Here is a 20136-nt window from a genome sequence, read left to right on the forward strand (position 1 = left end):
CCCTCTTGCTTCATTCCCGCCTGCCATCCGCGGTCGTCAGCGTCGCGGAAGCGCTATAGCCTCAGCATAAGATTTAAGCACAAAAAAAGACGCATTTTCCTTAAGCACCCCTGCTTGCGCACCGCATAACTTCGTGCTTGTATAGACAACCAAGGAGACCGGATCGCTGGCGACATCCGGGACCAGAAAAGGGGACGCGCCTATGATAACATTCGATCATGTCAGCAAGCACTATCGGGGGCCGACCACAGCTGTCGACAATCTGTCGCTGACAGCTCCCAGCGGCAAGCTCACCATCTTCGTTGGACCATCGGGTTGCGGCAAGACGACGTCGCTTCGCATGGTCAACCGGCTGATCACGCCTTCCTCGGGCAGAATTCTTCTCGATGGCGAACCGACGGACGCCATGGATGTGGCGCTGCTGCGCCGCAAGATCGGTTACGTCATTCAAAATGCCGGCCTCTTTCCCCACCGCACCGTCGTACAAAACATCGCAACGACCGCGCGGCTGAACGGAACGCCCAAGGAGCAGGCGCTTCGGACTGCCCATGATCTCCTGGAGCGCGTCGGCCTCTCTTCCGCTTTCGCCAATCGCTATCCCTGGCAGCTTTCCGGCGGCCAGCAGCAGCGCGTCGGCGTTGCGCGTGCACTCGCTTCAGATCCAAAATTCATGCTGATGGACGAGCCTTTCAGCGCCGTCGATCCGGTGGTCCGTGCCCAATTGCAGGACGAGTTCCTCCGCCTCCAGCGTGAAATCGGCAAGACCATCATCATGGTCACGCATGACATAGACGAGGCTCTGAAGCTTGGCGATCAGGTCGCGGTTCTGCGCACTGGCGGAACGCTGGCGCAGATCGCCACTCCCCAGGAATTGCTGGCACGACCCGCGGACGAATTCGTCGCCGATTTCATCGGACGCGACAGGGGTTATCGTATCCTAGGTTTTGCCGACTTCAACGATGAAGGCGTGCAACTTGGCAAGGAACCGACAGCCACACTCGGCGCCACGCCAGAATCCCTTCGCCAGATTGCGACCGACAGATGGGTGCTCGTCGCCGACGCCGAGAACCGCCCGTTGGGTTGGGCCGATGTGGAAAGCATCAAGGCTCCTGTGAGAGAGGGCGATCTCAATCTCAGCGGCACGCTTGCGGTGGAAGGCAGCAGCCTGCGCAACGTTCTTGACGCCGCCCTCAGTTCACCCTCTGGCCGAGGCGTGATCGTCGGTCCGTCAGGCACATTGGCAGGCACCGTCACTTTGTCTCATGTTGTCACCGCAATCGAGGCCGCACGCACCGGTCGCGCGAGGGCGCAAGCATGAGGTTCGATTGGCTGTACCGCGAGTCCGGCCGTATCGCCGAACTCTTCCTCTGGCATCTCTGGCTTTCGGTCATCCCCGTCGTCATTGGTCTCCTCCTCGCGCTGCCGCTTGGCTGGCTTGCGCACCGGGCCGGCTTCTTCCGCTCCACGATGCTTGGTGCGGCTGGTTTGCTCTACACCATCCCGTCGCTTGCCCTCTTCGTTCTGCTACCGCTCGCTCTCGGCACGCGCATTCTCGATCCGCTCAACGTGGTTGTCGCGCTGACGATCTATGCGCTGGCGCTTCTCATCCGCACTGTCACCGACGGCCTCGATTCCGTACAGCCCGATGTCATTCAGGCTGCCAATGCCATGGGCTACCGCACATTACCGCGGCTTCTCTTCGTTGAGCTACCGCTTGCCGTGCCGGTGATTGCCGCGGGCCTACGCGTCGCGGTGGTATCCAATGTCAGTATCGTTTCCGTGGCGGCACTCGTCGGAACGCCGCAGCTCGGTCTTCTGTTTACACAAGGGCTTCAACTGCGCTTCCTGACGCCGATCATCGCCGGTATCGTTCTGTGCGTGCTGCTGGCAGCGCTGCTCGACGGGATCGTGCTCTTTGCCACGAAACGCCTGACACCATGGCAGCCCGGAGGTGCAGAACGATGATCGCATGGTTTTCCGATCCGGCCCACTGGACAGGCACCGACGGCGTCTTCGCGCTCGTCATCCAGCACCTGATCTATAGCGGCGTTGCCCTCTTCTTCTCCTGCCTGATCGGCCTGCCGATCGGTCTTTACGTCGGCCACACCGGCCGTGGCGTGGTTGTCATCGCCGGCCTTGCCAATGCGCTGCGTGCACTGCCGAGCCTGGGCCTGATCGTGTTGCTCGTCATTCTTTTCGGTCCGGTCTTTGCCTCCGACATGGCGTTCATCGTGCCCAGCATCATCGTTCTCGTGCTGCTGGCCGTGCCGCCCATCATGAGCGCGACCTATGCCGGCGTTGCGGCGGTGGATCCGGCAGCGGTGGATGCGGCGCGCGGCATGGGCAAGCGGCCGCTCGATATTCTGTTTGATGTCGAACTTCCTTGCGCCCTGCCGCTGATCTTCTCCGGGCTTCGGAGCGCGACATTGCAGATCATCTCAACGGCAACCATTGCGGCTTACGTATCGCTCGGCGGTCTTGGGCGCCTCATCATCGATGGCCGTGCGCAGAACGACTACTACCAGATGGCGGCGGGCGCCGTTCTGGTCGGTGCGCTCGCCCTTATGGTCGACTTAGTGATCGGCATCATATCGAGGCTCACGGTCTCACCAGGACTAACCCGCCGGGCATAGGGTGGGCATCAACCAAAACTGCATTTTCATTCTGAAGACGTTGACACAAAAGGAGTAGCTTGCATGGCATTCAATATCTTAAAAGCCGCTGGCGCATTCGCGCTGATCGCGCTTTCCGCTACCACGACGCTTGCGCAGACCGACCCTCTCGGGAATGCTCCGGCTCAGCGTTCGGACACGTCCACCATCATCGTCGGCTCGGCCGACTTCCCTGAAAGCCAGCTTCTGGCCACGATTTATGCCAAGGCTTTGGCCGCCAAGGGCATCAAGACGGAAACCAAGCTCAGCATCGGCAGCCGTGAAGTCTATATGCCGGCACTTCTCGACGGCTCGATCGACCTCCTGCCGGAATATGCCGGCGCGACCTTGAGCTATCTCGACAAGAACGCCACCGCCCATTCGCCGGCGGACGTCGCTGCAGCACTGACAAAGGCGCTGCCAGAGGGTGTCGTCATGCTGACGCCATCCGCGGCTCAGGATTCCGATGGTGTGGCGGTCACCCGTGCCACTGCCGAGAAATACAAGCTGAAGACCATTGCTGATCTCAAGCCCGTGGCGTCCGAACTGGTGCTTGGTGGCCCGCCGGAGTGGAAGACCCGCAAGGAAGGCATCATTGGCCTGAAGGAACTCTACGGTCTTGAATTCAAGTCGTTCAAGTCTCTCGACGTCGGTGGCCCTCTGACCCTTTCGGCACTGCTGAACGACCAGGTTCAGGCGGCAAACCTCTTCTCGACGGACCCGGCAATTGCTGCCAACGACCTGATCATTCTGGAAGACATCAAGAACCTGTTCCCAGCCCAGAACATCGTGCCGGTCATGGCCAAGGCCAAGGTCAACGACACGGTGACCAAGACGCTGGATGCGGTTTCGGCCGCTCTGACGACCAAGGACCTGATCGTCATGAACGGTCGCCTTGCCAACCATGACAGCTTCGACGTGGTTGCCGAAGAATGGCTGACGACGCACAAGTTGAACTGACGGCTGTTTGCGGGTATGGCACGCACCATACCCGCACACGCGCGCCGGACGCGTCCGGTGCCGAACCTTCGTCGTTCGCCTTTTGGAGCCCCATGCAGACGGTAGAGAAACAGATCGAAAAAGCGCAGCACGAGCAGGCCTCCGACAAGCCGCTTTACGTCACGCTCAAGGATTATGTTCGAAGCCGCGTCGAAACCGGCGAGTGGGCCGTCGGCCATCGCGTGCCGTCCGAAAACGAACTGGTCGAGCTGCTTGGCGTCAGCCGCATGACGGCCAACCGCGCACTGCGCGAACTGGCCGATGAAGGCTTCGTCGTCCGCGTACAGGGCAAGGGGTCTTTCGTCGCCAGCAAGAAGCGGACGTCGCAGTTTCAGAGCGTTCCCAATATTGCCGACGAAATCACGCGCAATGGCGGTGTCCATACGGCCAATGTCATCGTACTGCGGATGGAAAGCTGCGATGCCGAACTGGCAGAGGCACTGTCGATCGAAGTCGGCAGCCCGGTGTCACATTCGATCATGGTGCACGCGGAAGATGCCGTACCGATGCAGATCGAAGATCGTTTCGTCAACCACGCCATCGTTCCGCACTATATCGATCAGGATTTCGGCAAGGCGACGCCGAACGGATATCTGACCGCCATCGCGCCGATCGTGAGGGCCGAGCAGCATATTGAGGCGGTGACGGCGCAGCCGTGGGAGTGCAAGCTGCTTGCCATCTCCAAGACGGAGCCCTGCCTTCTGGTGCGCCGCCGCACCTGGTCTGACGCCGGCGTGATCTCTTCCGTACGCTTGCTTTACCCCGGCAGCCGCTATCGCCTCTACAGCACCTGATCCAGCGTCTGGGAAAGCTGCAACCGCGCATTCCAGATGGACGCTCTCTTTCCATTGAATATTATCAGGAAAACCGAATGACCGTGTTGCTCGATAACAGGCTGACTTGGCAGGACGTGGCAAAGGTCGGCCAGGGAGAAACACTTGCGCTCACCAACGCTGCAATTCAGCGGATCGAAAACGCGGCGCGGATCGTCGAGAGCATCGTCGAGCGGGGCATCCGTGCCTACGGCATCAATACCGGCGTCGGCGCTCTTTCGGATACCGTTGTTGATCGCACTGCGCAGGGCAAGCTTTCGCGCAGCATCATTCTGAGCCATGCCTGCGGCGTCGGCCCGCTTCTTCCCCCTCGTGAAGTGCGCGCCATCATCGCCGCGCAGATCGCCAACTTCGCCCACGGATATTCCGGCGTCAGCCTGGAGATCGTTCGCCATCTCACCACCTTTCTCGAACGCGACTGCATTCCGGATGTTCCTTCCCGCGGATCGGCCGGCTACCTGACGCATAATGCGCATACGGCGCTGATGCTCATTGGGGAAGGCTCCGCCCATATCGCCGGACGTCCCTTGAGCGGGCGTGAGGCCTTGGCGGCGCTGGGACTTCAGCCACTGGTTCTCGGCGCGAAGGAGGGATTGAGCCTCGTCAACGGCACCGCTTGCGCCACCGGCCTCTCCAGCATCGCGCTGGACCGGGCCGCGCAATTGCTCGACTGGGCCGATGCCATTGCCGCCATGACGCTAGAGGCGGCCGGCTGCCAGATGCCAGCCTTCAGCGAGGCCGTGCTGTCGTTGCGCGTCTCCGATGGTATTGCCAAGGTGGGCGAGGTGCTGCGGGCACGTCTTGCCGGCAGCGGACTGATCGAAGCCGCTAGAGGCCGGCGCACACAGGATGCGCTGAGCCTGCGCTCTATCCCCCATGCCCACGGCGCTGCACGCGATCTGTTCGAGACATGCGCCGCCGTGGTTGACCGCGAACTCGCGTCGGTCACCGACAACCCGGCTGTCGCCGGCACGCCGGAGGAGCCGCTTGTCTGGTCGGAAGCCCATGCGGTGGCGCCGGCACTCGGTCAGGCCGCCGACGCGCTTGCCATTGCCATTGCGCAAATTGCGGCCATGAGCGAACGGCGGATCGACCGCCTGGTCAACCCGCTGGTGAGCGGCCTTCCGCCCTTCCTCGCCTCCGACCCAGGCAGCCATTCCGGCTTCATGATCGCCCAATATACGGCAGCGGCGCTTGCAAATGAGAACCGCAGGCTTGCAGCGCCCGCCTCCACCGATGGCGGCCTCACCTCGGCGCTGCAGGAGGATTTCCTCGCTCATCCGACCGCTGCGGCCAACAAGCTTCTCGCCGTCATCGACAATGCCGAATACATTCTGGCGATCGAGTGGCTGGCGGCCACGCAGGCCCATGATTTTCTGGAAACCGTGGCGCGCAGAGCACCGGGTACGGACGCGCTCTGCAGCCTGCTCCGCTCGCACGTCAGCCATTATTCGGACGATCGGCCGATCTCATCCGACATGGAAAAGACCAGGGCGCTCCTGTCGAAGATCCCGCCTCCTCATCAAACTGTCTGATATGCGCGCCGCGCCTACATGAGGAAGTCGAGATGGATGTTTCTGGCTCGAATGAGGGGCAGGCCCTTGCGCCGTCCCGTCCAGCCAACGACATGCAGATCCCTGGCCGCAGGCTCATGGCGCTCAGCCAGCATCCAGGACCGGCAGTCGATTGCCGCGAAGTCCGCCTCTCCCCGTGCGACAGCCGTCACCGACGCCCGATGCGCTCCGGTTTCCACCATTTCGGAAAACAGCTTGAAGCTTTCGCCCATGGCTTCCAGATCGCGCTTCAAGGCCAGATGACCGGACATCGAGCGGTGCTCGTTAAAGGCAAGTTTTCTTCCTCGAAATAACAAGATCGGCAAGACCGGTTCGCCGGTCTCAGTCGCCATCACGCTGGCGCCCTCCCCTCTACGACCAACAATGGCGCTCGAATAGAATATTCCCGAGCCCCCCGCGACATCTTCATACGGGCTTTGCCCGATGACCTGGACGTGATCCTGCAAGCCAAGCTCCATTGGCCCCCAACAGGTAGCGGAGATGAGAAGAGCCGGATGGCGCCACAGGACATCGAGATCGAGCGCATCCGGATAGAGCGTTGCCGGGTCCGGCGCGATGATCGATCCATCCCCGCCACGGATGCCGCCCGGAACCGGTGGCATGTCCGCGTTGCGTCGAACGAGTTGCTCAGGCGCATCGATGCCATTCGCGATGAAGCGGGCGCGCATTATCTCCCAGCTGCGATCCACATCGGATCGCACTTCCGGCCAGTCATACATCGGCAGAGCGGCAATCCACGTCATGCCGGAAGATCCGGAATTGCGGTACCGCCCGCGGCTTGATAGTTCGCGACCTCGCCCTGATTCTTTACAACGATATCGTTCGCGACGACCGGTTCCGCCCGTCGCCAGGCAGGATGCACCACCGGCTCCTTCGCCTTGAAAGCGAATGCGCGGAAAACCTCGAAATAGTTGGCGAAGACATATCCCTCGTTCATCCTTTGCCATTCTGCACGCCCCGCGCGATAGAGCGACGGCAACCTGTACCATGCGACGGTAGGCAGCTTGTGGTGCACGAAGTGCAGATTGTTATAGAGAAAGAGCGGTGCGAGAAGCGAATTTTCGACGATGATCGTGCGCCCATCCGGCTGCTCCGCCCACTGATGCTCGCAATAGGAGCGGATGGCGATAATGGAAACGCCGAGATAGGCGGAGACCCCGATGTAGAGCCAGAGGGGAATGCCGAACAGGTTCGAGACCACCAGCAAAGTCGGAATGAGCCCGGCAAGGTGGAGGGTCCATGCCATGATGACCTTGCGGTCTCCCTTGAAAATCTTGCGCCATTCGGAAGCGGTGAACCCAACCACCATCAGTGGCGGGCCGATCAGCACACGTCCAATCAGCGTGTTGTTCCAGGCAAGCAGACGCTTCAGCAAAGCCGGCATCGTCTCCCAGTCGCTCATGGCGCGGTAGTAGCTCTCGGGATCATCGAAGGGATCGGTGAGACGCTCATCCGCATGGTGCTGAAGATGCGTCCGCTTGTAACTGCGATAGGGGTAAAACACCCCAAGCGGAGCGAAGACCAGCGCCTCGTTAACCTTGGCACTCCTCGTCGGATGCCCGTGGAGAACCTCATGTTGAAGCGACGAGTGAAGCGCGGCTGCCACGCCCATCAGCACGAGCGCGACGATAGGATAGGCCTGATAAAGACTGTAGCCGGCCATCCCCCACAGGCCGTAGCATGCAAGAAGTAGAGCGACTGTCGGCCACTCTATTCTAGGCGCCCTTGTTCGACGGTGATGGATTCCTCGGTGTTGCCTATCGAATGACGTGTCGCTCATCATATCCCCTGATGCTTTGCCCCGGGACAGAATCTCACCGAGCCGCAAGGTGCACAATGAGAGTTTGGTGACCGACTGTTGATTTTGATAACAGAAACTATACAATGTTGATAATAGTAAACATTAAGGTAGATTATGGACAAGCGTGCCTTGGCGGAGCTCTTTCGTCTACGCTTGCTGGAGCTGGTCACGCGGTCCGGTGACAGCCATTCGGCTTTTGCGGCTGGGATCGGCATCGACCGCTCGGCGCTATCACAGCTCTTGTCGGGTGATTCGGCGCGACTACCGCGCGTGGAAACTCTTCTCAACATTGCCGAACGCCACGCCGTATCGCTCGATTGGCTGCTCGGCATCTCGCACGATCCAGGCCTGACGGGAGAACTACGCCCGAGCTTCGAGATTGAGGAAGGCGGGGAGGACTATACCGACACGCTGCTGATGAAATGGCATGCCGAGGCGACGGGGTCGAAGATCCGCTACGTGCCGGCCCGCATCCCGGACCTGCTGCGCACCCCGCAAATCATCGCCTTCGAAGCCGAAAGCGCGCATCAAAGTGTGAAAGCACAAGCCAGCGAGTCCGCCTTCCGACTCGACTACAACCGCCAGCCTGGCACGGATATGGAAGTCTGCATGCCCTGCGAGACGCTGGAAGCTTTTGCCCAGGGGCGCGGCATGTGGAGTGGCTTGAAGAAGGAGATCAGGGCGACACAGCTGCAATACATGTCCGAACTCATCAACGAGCTTTACCCGTCGTTCCGGCTATTCCTGTTCAACGAGAAAGAGCGCTTTTCCGTACCCTATACGATCTTCGGCTCGCAGCGCGCAGCGATCTTCGTGGGCGGCATGTATCTCGTTCTCAATAACGCCGAATCCATCCGCAAGATGCAGCGCCACTTCGACGAACTGATCCGGTTCACCCGCATTCATGCTCATGAGAGTGCTGATTTTGTTAAAAGTCTGGAGGTTGCGTGATGGGTCGTGGTGACAGCACGCAGTAACGCGTCCAATTCGCTATGCGTGGTCTTCGCAAAACCGTCGGGGCATTGCTACAGATGAGCATACCACTGCGGACCTGCTTGAGACCGGTTTCTCAACCGCATCCTTGCCGCAAGCTCTTTGGGTTGCAGCACAGCCTCAGAGCATGGTGAATCGGTTGCTAACTGGTACGCGCTTTATCGTGGTACCCACGCAACTCGTTGCTACCAGACTGCTGGACACACGATCTCGAGATGTGGTTCACCGTCCAACGCTTGCGGTCGTCATCATGTCCGTCTGCGGGTGAAAGAACCGAAACGTTACCAGTGAACCTTGTATCAACATCACCCACATGACGAGGGACGTCGCGACAGCGAGAATAATATTTCGAAGTTTGAGTGACACGGCTGAGACTCCTTGAGAGCCATCAGGCTGTCACTCAGGAGTAAATTTTGTCTGAATTGAACGTCATTACTGACCCTAAACTAACGGACGACGCTATTCTTCCTATTTTCTTGTTAACAGATTATTACACAGCGCGAAGAACTATTTACCATAACTATTTAAAGGCAGATAATACTTTGAAATAAAGTAAAAATTTCCTTTAAAATTTACGCTCGCCCGCAAATCTCTTCACGCGTTAGGAGAACGTTCTGGCGGTGCCAACAAGTTCGACCACAATATTTTGGCATGCACCTGAGCCTGAACCTCTAGACCTACCGATAGGGCGGCATTGATCCGCAGTATCCCAAGTCTCCGCTCACCGAAGCCTCTGCTCAGTGCGGTCGATTAACGAACTCAGGTTTCAGCCGATCAAGGAATTTATGCGCTCGTCCGAGACTTCTGAGCCGATTGTAAACAAAAGGCAAATTTGTGCCAGATCAACCGCAAGCGAGTCAGTCAAATACGTGAGGTCTTGAGTTTGCCTCTTTCGCAAACGCCTCACTTGATCACTTTGTTCTGGCAGTACTCATGGTCGCAAAGACAGCGGCAAAAGTAGATGCGTTCGCGTACACTTCACGATCGATCTAAGCTGCGTTCATCAGCCAAATCTAGTTTTGGCTGATGAAGATGATCACGCTAGAAGCCGTTACCGCCCTGCATCTCCGAATAGATGGTTCCGACGATAATTCGGCAATCGAGCCAAAAAGAAAAGTTTTCGATGTAGTGAAGATCGGCATTAATCCGGGCGCGGGCTTTCGAAGGACGATCTGTAGGGCCTCGCAGACCACGCATTTGGGCAAGCCCTGTGAGACCTGGACGCATCGCATGGCGCTGATGATACTCAGGAACAAGGGTTTCATACGGTACGCCGGCTGCAAACATACCAACGGCGTGGCAGCGTGGCCCGACAACAGACATATCACCACGAATGACATTTATGAGCTGTGGCAGTTCATCGACGTTAAAACGACGCAGATAGCGCCCCACCTTTGTGATCCGCGGATCGCCTACGACGGTCTGCGCAACCCCACTGGGATCACCTTTATCTGTGTACATAGAACGGAATTTATAGACCTTGATTTTCTTCCCGTTCATCCCCCAACGGGTCTGCGTGAAGAGTGCCCCGCCAGGACTTTCACATCTAATCAAGCAAAAAACTGTCAACAAAAGCGGCGCCAGCACAATAAGGGCGAGCGTAGCTAACACTATATCGAGAAATCGTTTTGCAGCTAAATGCGAAATATTCTTTTGGGACATCTGGACGGAAAACGGCTGAAATACTTCAACCGGACTGGAATCCAGAGTCCCGAGAACACACTCACCTGATTGGAAGTCTGACATTTTTGTCGCCCCACATTGCGCACATATGACGCACCGCTAAAATAATCGCTGAAGTTACTTTCATCGGCTTTATATTCTAACTCTGTAACACTGTCAGTACCAAAATTAAAGATTGGTTAACCTGTTTTAGCTTGCAAAATACGAAGACATGCTATGCAGTTTTAGATCACTACGAAGACTTTATGGTGCCAGGACAAGATGAAGCTACATTTACGGCGCTTTGGAAGAGCTTTCTGATTGAGCCCCGGAATATTTGCGGTTTGTTCGACAGAAACCTCGGGGACGTCGAAGATTCAAGTCTAGGCTTGGAGGCCAAGCAGAATTGAAGATCTTTTCTCTTCAGCCCGCGTCTCGTCTCCACAAGTCGGCCTGAGGGAGCCAAATAGATCATCTGGTTCTTTTCCGACGAGACCAGCGATCGCCATCCTAAGTCCACAGCCGCTCAAGGTACGGGGCGCGCTGTCAGAGCGTCGAGTAGGATAAGTCATTCTTCCTCTTGCCTATGCTGCCGATATCGAATTCACGCCAACTCGACCGCGATCTGTGGGGAAGGTGGTCCTTTACGTCACTCCCCACAAAGGGGCCGAATTCAAACCCGCAACATCAGCCAGTAGACGCAGGCCACCCTTTCGTAGTTGATACGGAGAGTTGTAGAAACAATCACCGAATGATCTTCGACAAGCGGGACTGCCGGAACGCCGGTTCAATTGAATCCGAGTGACCCGAAGCCGACACGTCTTGAAAAGCGATAGGTCCTCGATAGCTGTTAACCGAGCGTTAGACATGATGATGACCCGCGCTTCAACTGAGATTAAAGTCGAGGCATTGTCTCGCTTATGACACGGCGATTCCGTAACTACCTAATCCTACTCAGCATTTCGCTGGCAATGTGGGCCGTCGCGATCATCGCAATAGCATTGCTATGGTGACCCCTTAAAAGCGCCTGCGCTTAGAAGCTCTTGGAATCGAGCGCGCGTGACAATGAACCAAACATGCAGGCGCGCCGGGACCCTCTTTCGCACCCATTCGATCGTATGCTGGCTGAAAGCGCTCAAGTCCTGTTCAGCGCCTTGATTTCATCGCCACAGGTGATAAAGAAGCGGCGATACTGAAGGTATGCTTGCACGCAATAGGTGTGTAGGTGATGGAATCGCCGAGCACGATACTCCAATCAATCCGACCGGGCGGCCTCAAAACAGGATCGATTCCCTCGAAGATCATCGCTTCGAGATAGCTTCGGCATCGATACGGATCATGACACGTGTTTCCTAAACGTAATTTTGGAATGTTTCACCGCCACCTGATGAAGCGTTTCCGACCTAGTATCGCGCCGGCTTCCCCGAGGCCTAGGTTGACGATGTATGGGTCGGATTTCAGTGCACTATACGCAATAAGCGACATACATGGTTGCGCATCGGCATTCCTCTCTGCGCGCCGTTTAATTGCGCGCGATGCGCAGGGCTATCCCGGACGAAAGCTGGTCGTCTTGCTTGGAGACTATGTAGATCGGGGGCCAGCAAGTCGAGACGTTTTGGAACTGCTCACCCAACCGATATCAGAAGAAATTGAGGACGTTGCCCTGTGCGGCAACCATGACGACCAACTCGTCAAAATGGTGCGTGGCGACTTGCCAATTGATGCTTGGCTGGAATTTGCTGGCAGCGCGACACTAACCTCTTTCGGGATAGATGTTGAAAATGTGCTAAAAAGGGTTGGATTAAAAGGGCTACATCACGTCGTCCGAGAGACTATACCAACCGCCTACATTTCAAGACTAGAAGCTCTGCCTGTATCATTGCAGATCGATAATCTTCTCTTCGTGCATGCCGGCGTCAGACCTGGTGTGGCCCTCGCGTCGCAGACAGATAACGACCTTATGTGGATACGCGAACCTTTCCTGGAGGATGGACCACAGTTACCGATCTTCGTGATCCACGGGCACACTCCTGGCATCACTGTGAATATCGGGAATGCCCGACTTGGCATAGACACTGCGGCAGTCGCAACCGGTAAGCTTACCGTTCTTAGGATTGTCGGGACGAAGTTCTCGACAACACAAGCGTCGAATTGAGCAACTCATGGAGAGTGGAATTCTCGCTAAGACCGAGAACGTCTCCTCTTCTCTGACGAGCGCGATACAAATCGAGAGGCTTCAGCGTGCCGCGACGCAAATGGGGTCAGGCCACCACGCGTTTCGACCGCCGCAGGATTCAAGTTGCAACTCTGTGCGAAGCTAGGTTTGAAAATCGACTTCGCAGGCGCGGATGGCAGGATCTCGCAATCAGCTTGGTCCCAGGCAATCTTGGCTCGCCGGCCCGGCTGAAGCGGCTTTTGACCTACGCCGCCTGAGCGAGAAGGCGAAAAACGCTCACTCAAGCCGTAAAAATTGGATCGTTGAAGCGAGCGACGTGGAACAAACCGCACGCTCAGAAATTGACTCGTCCAGCGATACGCAAATCAAGCTCATTTAAAATCATTTCGTTATTCTAGCTCACGGGGAAAATTATGCGATTGCGCACCATCTGCATTTTGAGCCTTTCTGTCTTGCTTCCGCTTCCTGCGGTAGCAGCCGACATGATCCAAAATTACGAGCCGCAGCGAAAACGAGAATATGTCCGATACGAGCGTCCCGTGAGAGCCACTTACGTCGAACGTCGTAAGGCCCTTGAATGCGGCGACCTCATCGTTGAGTATCGATATGTTCCTCGCACCGAAATAGCTACCGTCTGTCATCCGCCAGTTTTTTAACTGCCCGTTTCTGCTGGCCAGGCCGCAATGGTTGCAGAGCGCCGATTGGCATGCATCGGCGTAGGCCGCTATGACCAGCTACCTAAGAATGGCAAAAATCAATAATTGCCGATATCAGATGCTTGGCGAAGCACCGGATCCACTCTCCTGAGCGTCGCTGTCACAGTGCGAGCTTTCTTGGGCGCAGAGGCGACCAGCTTAGCTTTTTGACCAACATTCTGCCATTGCTTGGGATTGTCCCGCGACTGCACTTTCAGGAACCTCAGGTCGGTTTTACGCCAGTCCATGATTGCACTCGTGCGGTTATCGAGCACGAGGTCACCGGCGGATGTCTTTGCGATAAGGACCGCATGCCCTTCACCGCTGGAGGTTAGCGCCACAGCAATACGCAAACTTGAGGACGACCAGCCAAGCTCGATAAGCTGTTTGCGCTTTGTCAGCGCAAAATCCTCGCAATCGCCGCTTTTGACATCTACTTCCCAGTCGTCCGTACCCGATCGGTCGTTAACAGGCCGGATGGATCTGTTGACAGTCGAATTTACCCTCGACAGCTGCGCTCCTCGCTCCGCATCCAGATCCATTATGCTCGGACCGCCAACCTTTCGGCATTGTTCTGGCGCCTTCATGCAGAACACGACACTCGCGAAGGGCGCCAGTGTGCCCTCCTGTTCGAGCATTCGAACAACATCAGAGCCAAACCCTTTAGGTACGCCGGAGGGCCCGAATGCCCTTGCAACTTCCGGCGCTGATGAGAACGCAATCACGGCGCTAACGAGCACGCAAAAATTTGACCGGATTTTCTTCGACATCACTGGCAGAGACATGGAACACCTCGCTGTTATGTCGCAATAAGTACCGCACGCCTTCTGCAGATTTGGTGTTGAGAAATGTTCAAATTTTATGGAAATGCGTTTTTTTGGGAATTATGTTCTTCGCCATCGTGGTTACACTCTCAGAACGGCTCGCTGATTATACTTCATTCACAATGTTCCTGACGGATTGATACGCACTTGCCGACACTCAGGTGCCATTCAGCAGTGGCGGAAACGCTCTGTTCCTTATGGCTGCGTTGTATCGGTAGTTTATCCCTGCTTGAGGAGCAGGCATGCCTGTCTTCGAAACTTCGCCTGACGATTGCTCGTCTCTGCCGTCACGCTGAAGGCGTCAATAGTTTGTTTATGCTGGCAAGTAAAGAAATTCCGGGGTTCTCAAGCAAATGGCGAATAACACAAGAAACTTCTATGAATCGGAATTTGCCCAGAAACTTTTCGGAAGCACTTGTGATACAATAGGAAAGAGTGAGAACCTATCTGACCCGCACCTCCGCGGCGACCGTCCACAAAACCTATTCGCGAGAGCAAATTCGTGTATTCATTTCGATAGAGGCTGCATTTGGGAGGCTCTACCCTTTTAAAACCACGATATAGTGAATTTTCTAGTTGGATAGATGGCGCTACGCTAGGTGTTTGAGAAACTGGAAATGCTCGATTGGCAAAAAGCTCATCACACTTGGCCTAGCAACCCGGACAGGATCAATGCAGTTGGTAAAAGTTGTCAGTATACTCGTTCCGGGGATTGTTTGGTCTTGCCTCTTGTTTGGAAGCGCCGCCGCGCAACAGCAGCAATACCCAAACTATGAGGAACAAAAGAGCCTCGATGGAGGCGTTACCGGCACTTACGGCAACCGAAATTTCGATCTTCCGCCTCAGCCTGGACAAATCTCTCCAAGACTGGTTCGTCCCCTTCCTCGCGATCCCAACGGGGCTAAGTCAGGAAATTCGGGGGCTACGCATCGCAGCTGTGTCGTCGACTCTTACGGGAACGCGGTGTGTCGGTAGTATACGCCTTTAAAATGAAGAGGCCGCTTTCACTGACTGCAGTGCAACTACCCCACCTCATGTAATCAATAGCGTGGCGGGACTTTTCGATGATAACTGCGCTAGCCGAGTACATGCGATACTCAGAAACTCGGTAGATGTCAGTTTGTATCCGACGTCGAAATTAAAGTTGTAACCGTTCGCATATGATCCCGAAGTGACGGCGGAGAGAGCACTGCGGCGAAGCGCAGGCTAAAGACTTTTTCGTTACGCCAGTTGCAATACGAAGGATTGCTAGACAGAGATTTTGACGAGGTTGACAGAAGTATAAACCTAAACCCAGCGCATCCCGGATTCCGATGTTCCCGCCACCGCCCTGGCTACTGCTGCCGGCGAACAATAGTACCGTCGAAAAACTTAAGACAGACAATTGCAAAGCGGTTTTGTCCACGCATGAACGTTTGACCGATGCCGATTTACCAAAACCATATTTATTTCAGTCACAACATTTTGTTTTGTGGATAATATTATAACTTTCAGTTATGAACAGTAATAAGCATACCCATTACCCTTTTAGCTTTTTGGTACATTGTCAGTAGCATAGCTATCGTGCCGTCGCGAGGTTGGCGTGAAAACACTTAATTCTCGAAGCAATACATCGGACTATACCGATCCTATAGCTGAGATAATAAAAAAATGTCGACCTGGAGTCGTTGCAGTGGGAGTTGCCAGCGCTCTGGTCAACATCCTATACCTCACTGCGTCATTTTTCATGCTACAAGTCTACGATCGAGTTATCCCAAGCAGGAGCATTGCGTCACTCGTGGCGCTTGGTGTGCTTGCCCTGATGCTGTACGCCTTCCACGCGGCGTTCGAGATTGCTCGTAATCGAATTCTGGTTCGCATCAGCGGCGTTTTCGACGAGATGATGGCTAGGGCCATATTCAGCACGACTGTTCGAAGCGCACTTAAACTACGGTCCGGCGGCGACGGACTGCAGCTTCTGCGGGACTTTGATCAGCTTAGAACATTTTTAAGCGGTTCGGGCCCGACGATCATCTTCGACTTGCCCTGGATCCCGTTCTACGTTGCGATCTGCTTTCTCTTCCACCCGCTTATCGGTGCGATGACAATTGTCGGCGGCATCATCCTGGCAGTATTGACGCTGGTAGCGAACAAAAGCACGCAGAAATCCGCACAGAAAATACATGATCTCAGCAACAGGCGAACCTCCGATATCCAGGCGGCGCAAAGAAATGCGGAGATCGTCACGGCTTTGGGAATGGCCGATACGCTCGCCAATCGATGGGTTTCGCAAAATGATGCCTACCGGGCGGCTTACCGCAAAAATTCAGATGTAGCGAATTCCTACGCGACCGTTTCAAAGATTTTTAGAATGGTGCTTCAATCTGCTGTACTCGCAGCCGGCGCCGTTCTCGTGATTGAGAACCAAGCATCGGGCGGTATAATTATCGCGTCATCGATCCTCACCTCGCGCGCGCTGGCTCCCGTCGAGCAGGCAATTGCCAACGCTCGAGCCTATGCCGCCACCCTGCAGGCCTGGCGGCGTATGAAAGAGTTGTTAAAGGCATTCCCCGCCGCGCCTTTCCCCATGCTGCTACCCTCTCCTCGCCGTTCACTGTCCGTAGACAACCTTGTCAGCGGCGCACCTGGGCAAACCCAAGCACTGATTGCAGGGGTAGATTTTAGACTTAACGCCGGCAGTGCTGTTGGGATAGTAGGGCCGAGTGCTTCTGGAAAATCATCTCTCGCAAGGGCTCTAACCGGTGTTTGGCCAATTTATCGTGGGAATATTCGTCTTGACGGCGCTGCGCTCAATCAATGGAGCGACGTCGAGCTTGGGTCTCATATCGGATATTTACCTCAGGACATTGAGCTATTTTCAGGGACGGTGTCGGAGAATATATCTCGGTTCCGTCGGGATGCTGACCCTTCTGCCATCATCGCCGCGGCAACCGCTGCTGGTGTCCATGAGTTGATCTTAAAACTCCCCCGAGGTTACGAGACGGAAATAGGCACCGGCGGAAACATGCTGTCGGCAGGGCAACGTCAACGCTTGGGTCTGGCTCGCGCGCTTTACGGTGATCCGTTCTTAGTTGTTCTCGACGAACCGAACTCGAACCTGGACGCAGATGGTGAGGCGGCAGTGACTGCCGCAATTCTCAGCGTACGTGCCCGCGGCGGGATAGCGATCGTCATCGCCCATCGTCCGAGCGCACTTGCCGGCGTCGACCACGTGATGATGGTAAAAGACGGTCAGATGCAGCTTTTCGGAAGAAAAGAAGACGTGATCAATTCGATACTTCAGAAGCAGGAACGGCCAGTAACTCTGGAGCGCGCACCTACATTGAAGGTCGTTGATGGGTCAGAGGCTTAACTCATGAATGACAACACGAACTCCCTTACCTCAATAAAGCGTCATGTCTTGATAGTGGGGCTTCTCGGCGCAGTATTGGTCTTCGGCATTGGCGGGTGGGCTGCGACGGCATCGCTTTCCGGCGCCGTGGTCGGAGACGGTATGGTCATCATTGATGAGAATGTCAAAAAAATCCAACACTTGACCGGAGGGATCGTGTCTGAATTGGTCGTTAAGGAAGGCGATCATGTTCAAGCGGGCGATCTCCTCTTAAGGCTTGACGCGACCTCCATCAGAGCGAGCCTGGGCATCATCAATAGTAGTTTGGCTCAATTGTATGCGCGGCGTAGCAGACTTATCGCAGAACGCAGTGGCGCCACCGAGTTTACCGTAAACGATGTTGACTTGAACGGTCTTGAGCCCGATGCAGATCTAAACTTGGTAGAAGGAGAGGTACGGCTTTTTACGAGCCGCGTTGCTTCGCTCGCTGGCATGCGTCGACAGTTGGAGGAACGAAAGAACCAGCTCTCTGCCGAGATCGAGGGAGATACGATACAACTCCAGTCGATCGATGATGGCGCAAAACTTGTTGGCCAGGAACTAGACGCTTCGGAAGAATTGTACAGGCAAAAGCTGGTTACGCTGCAGAAGGTGAACAGTCTGCGTCGGCAGAAGGTTGAACTAAGCGGCAACCGCGGAGAACGCCTCGCCTCACGCGCTCAAGCCCAAGGCAAAATCAGTGAAATCGACCTTCAAATTCTTCAGCTGGACGAGGATAGACGATCGGAGATTGCCAAAGACCTTGCCGATACAGAAGGGAAAATCGCGGAGTTCGAAGAGCGACAGGTGGCCGGTAAGGATCAGCTGAGACGTCTTGATATCAGAGCGCCGTTAGATGGTAAAATATACCAGCTGGCCGTTCACACTGTTGGTGGCGTTATAAATCCTGGCGAACCTCTTATGCTTTTGGCACCTGACCAGCGAGCACTCACAGTTGAGGCCCGCATTGCTGCCCGCAGTATTGACCAAATCACGCTCGGCCAACAGGTAGATATCCGCTTCACTGCGTTCGACCAAAAAACCACTCCAGAAGTCACAGGTAACGTCACTTCGGTCTCGCCAGACATCATCATAGACCAGAAGAGTGGGCAATCTTACTACGCAGTCCGCGTTGTTCCGAACATCGAGAGCCTTGAGAACCTGAACGGCAAGAGCCTTTATCCCGGCATGCCTGCGGAAGTATTTATCAAAACTGCCGATCGGCAGGCGCTGTCCTACTTCGCTAAACCACTTACCGACCAAATGAAACACGCCTTCCGGGAAGAGTGACTGCGTAGAGATCGAGCCCAACACAAAACTCGTTGCACGCCAAGGCGTACCTTGCCTCGAGTACGTTATTCGAGGCTCGGGTGAGTGCGCTTGCACCGGTGCGACCTTCCAACGAAGAGGATGTACTTGACGGGTCAAGTGCAGGCTATCGCAGGAGCGTTGGCACTGGATTCGAGGGAGCCGATTGAAATGTCTAAAGCACCGTGCGTTTAGTCGGATGCATAGCCCGCTGCTTTCAGATACCGCCAGCACTCGGTTCTGTCGAAGAGATTGCAGATTGATGCGAGAACATTTGAAAGGGCCTTGAAGGTCCTTCCGACTGCGGCGCGCAGGTGGACCGTGACCTTGGAGAAAGCCATCTCAGTGGGAGTGAGATCTGGGCTGCATGAACAGAACCCATACGCCTTTTTCTTTCAGCGCCTGTGCCGCCTTGGTGCTTTTGTAAACCGCGAGAGTGTCGAGGATGACCACGTCGCCTCGCTCAAGCGCTGGTACAAGTTGGGTCTGGATGTATGTGTCGAACAAGACGCGGTTCATGGGGTGATGGATAATCATGGCGCAGTCAGGCCATGACAACGCAGTGCGGCAATGAAGGTATGTGTGACGTTGCCCCAAGGTTCATCCAGCTTTGAGTTCGCTGTGGCGGTTTTTTGAAGTGCTACCCGATTTCGGGCCAGCCGGAGCTGGAATTTTCCGGGGTTATGGCTCATGTCGGCGCTGGTGCCGATGAGCCGTTCATGAGCGAAATCGGCACTTTGTTGCCGATCGCGCTGTGTGGCCGGAACTCATTATAGTCTCTAAGCCAATCCTCCATCTTTGCCCGCGCGCCGTCAAGGCTCATGAACCAGTGAGCGTTCAGGCACTCGGCGCGGAACTTGCCATTAAAACTCTCGATGTAGCTGTTGTCGATCGGTTTGCCTGGCCGCGAGAAGTCAAGCACGACGCCTTTGTGATAGGCCCAGAGGTCAAGGTCTCGGGAGATGAATTCGCTGCCATTATCCACACGTATGGTCGCGGGATATCCGATCTGTCGGCAGACCCGCTCCAATGTCTGAACGACATCCTCGCCTTTGTAGCTAAAGCGAGCATCCACCACTGGCGAGAAGCGAGAGAAGGTATCAACAACCGTCAGAACCCTGATCTTGCGACCAGTGGCCAGTTGGTCATGAGTAAGCGGCAAGCTGAGGCCGTTCAGGCCTTGTAGTTCCACGGCATAAGGGCATGGATTTCGCTGCTAGGCCAGCCGTTTGCGATGCGCTCGAGCGTCT

Annotated in this window: 14 protein-coding genes and 1 pseudogene; 10 read left to right on the top strand and 5 right to left on the bottom strand. The window is 55.7% G+C overall.

Features of this window, described 5'->3' with window-relative positions:
• The first annotated feature begins 202 nt into the window (after positions 1 to 202).
• From PVA19_RS21250 to PVA19_RS21275, 6 genes are all read left to right on the top strand, one after another.
• The gene (locus PVA19_RS21250) at positions 203 to 1318 is read left to right on the top strand and encodes an ABC transporter ATP-binding protein (RefSeq protein ID WP_274104101.1); all 1116 of its coding nucleotides are present in this window, start codon (positions 203 to 205) and stop codon (positions 1316 to 1318) included.
• Positions 1315 to 1965, top strand: a complete 651-nt coding sequence (locus PVA19_RS21255) for an ABC transporter permease (protein ID WP_062445271.1) — start codon at positions 1315 to 1317, stop codon at positions 1963 to 1965. The genes PVA19_RS21250 and PVA19_RS21255 overlap by 4 nt, the downstream gene beginning before the upstream one ends.
• Entirely contained in the window at positions 1962 to 2633 is a 672-nt protein-coding gene (locus tag PVA19_RS21260; RefSeq protein WP_062597551.1) for an ABC transporter permease, read from the top strand. The genes PVA19_RS21255 and PVA19_RS21260 overlap by 4 nt, the downstream gene beginning before the upstream one ends.
• 63 nt (positions 2634 to 2696) lie before the next feature.
• Positions 2697 to 3611 (top strand): ABC transporter substrate-binding protein, encoded by a 915-nt coding sequence (locus tag PVA19_RS21265; protein WP_113328057.1) that lies wholly within the window; start codon positions 2697 to 2699, stop codon positions 3609 to 3611.
• A gap of 92 nt (positions 3612 to 3703) precedes the next feature.
• Positions 3704 to 4444 carry a histidine utilization repressor gene (gene hutC, locus PVA19_RS21270; RefSeq protein WP_274104107.1) on the top strand — a complete coding sequence of 247 codons (741 nt, stop codon included), beginning with the start codon at positions 3704 to 3706 and terminating at the stop codon, positions 4442 to 4444.
• A gap of 77 nt (positions 4445 to 4521) precedes the next feature.
• Positions 4522 to 6018, top strand: a complete 1497-nt coding sequence (locus tag PVA19_RS21275; RefSeq protein WP_274104102.1) for an HAL/PAL/TAL family ammonia-lyase — start codon at positions 4522 to 4524, stop codon at positions 6016 to 6018.
• Between the two features lie 14 nt (positions 6019 to 6032).
• Here PVA19_RS21275 and PVA19_RS21280 read toward each other — a convergent pair whose 3' ends face one another.
• On the bottom strand, positions 6033 to 6800 hold the full coding sequence (locus tag PVA19_RS21280) for a phosphate/phosphite/phosphonate ABC transporter substrate-binding protein (protein WP_274104103.1): 768 nt from the start codon (positions 6798 to 6800) through the stop codon (positions 6033 to 6035).
• Positions 6797 to 7720, bottom strand: a complete 924-nt coding sequence (locus PVA19_RS21285) for a fatty acid desaturase (RefSeq protein WP_274104104.1) — start codon at positions 7718 to 7720, stop codon at positions 6797 to 6799. Before PVA19_RS21285 ends, PVA19_RS21280 begins: the two co-directional genes overlap by 4 nt.
• 252 nt (positions 7721 to 7972) lie before the next feature.
• On the opposite strand from PVA19_RS21285, the gene PVA19_RS21290 reads away from it, so the two are divergent.
• Positions 7973 to 8809: a helix-turn-helix domain-containing protein gene (locus tag PVA19_RS21290; RefSeq protein ID WP_062445280.1), complete on the top strand. Its 837-nt coding sequence runs from the start codon at positions 7973 to 7975 to the stop codon at positions 8807 to 8809.
• 1083 nt (positions 8810 to 9892) lie between these two features.
• Here the strand turns inward: PVA19_RS21290 and PVA19_RS21295 are convergent.
• Complete coding sequence (locus PVA19_RS21295) at positions 9893 to 10513, bottom strand: sugar transferase (RefSeq protein ID WP_236760387.1); 621 nt, start codon at positions 10511 to 10513, stop codon at positions 9893 to 9895.
• A 1441-nt stretch (positions 10514 to 11954) separates the two neighbouring features.
• Here PVA19_RS21295 and PVA19_RS21300 point away from each other — a divergent pair.
• A complete protein-coding gene (locus PVA19_RS21300) occupies positions 11955 to 12668 on the top strand; it encodes a metallophosphoesterase family protein (protein ID WP_274104108.1) in 714 nt (237 codons plus the stop codon).
• A gap of 775 nt (positions 12669 to 13443) precedes the next feature.
• Here the strand turns inward: PVA19_RS21300 and PVA19_RS21305 are convergent.
• Positions 13444 to 14169 (bottom strand): transglutaminase-like cysteine peptidase, encoded by a 726-nt coding sequence (locus PVA19_RS21305; RefSeq protein ID WP_274104105.1) that lies wholly within the window; start codon positions 14167 to 14169, stop codon positions 13444 to 13446.
• A gap of 1621 nt (positions 14170 to 15790) precedes the next feature.
• On the opposite strand from PVA19_RS21305, the gene PVA19_RS21310 reads away from it, so the two are divergent.
• Both PVA19_RS21310 and PVA19_RS21315 read left to right on the top strand, forming a co-directional pair.
• The gene (locus PVA19_RS21310; protein WP_443111656.1) at positions 15791 to 17560 is read left to right on the top strand and encodes a type I secretion system permease/ATPase; all 1770 of its coding nucleotides are present in this window, start codon (positions 15791 to 15793) and stop codon (positions 17558 to 17560) included.
• A 3-nt stretch (positions 17561 to 17563) separates the two neighbouring features.
• Positions 17564 to 18868, top strand: coding sequence for an HlyD family type I secretion periplasmic adaptor subunit (locus PVA19_RS21315; RefSeq protein WP_130977469.1), 1305 nt, complete (start codon positions 17564 to 17566; stop codon positions 18866 to 18868).
• Between the two features lie 706 nt (positions 18869 to 19574).
• Here the strand turns inward: PVA19_RS21315 and PVA19_RS21320 are convergent.
• A pseudogene (locus tag PVA19_RS21320) lies at positions 19575 to 20039 on the bottom strand (integrase core domain-containing protein); the annotation flags it as partial.
• Positions 20040 to 20136: the final 97 nt, after the last annotated feature.

Origin of the sequence: Agrobacterium sp. CNPSo 3708, assembly GCF_028674915.1 — a bacterium.
Lineage (GTDB): Bacteria > Pseudomonadota > Alphaproteobacteria > Rhizobiales > Rhizobiaceae > Agrobacterium > Agrobacterium cavarae.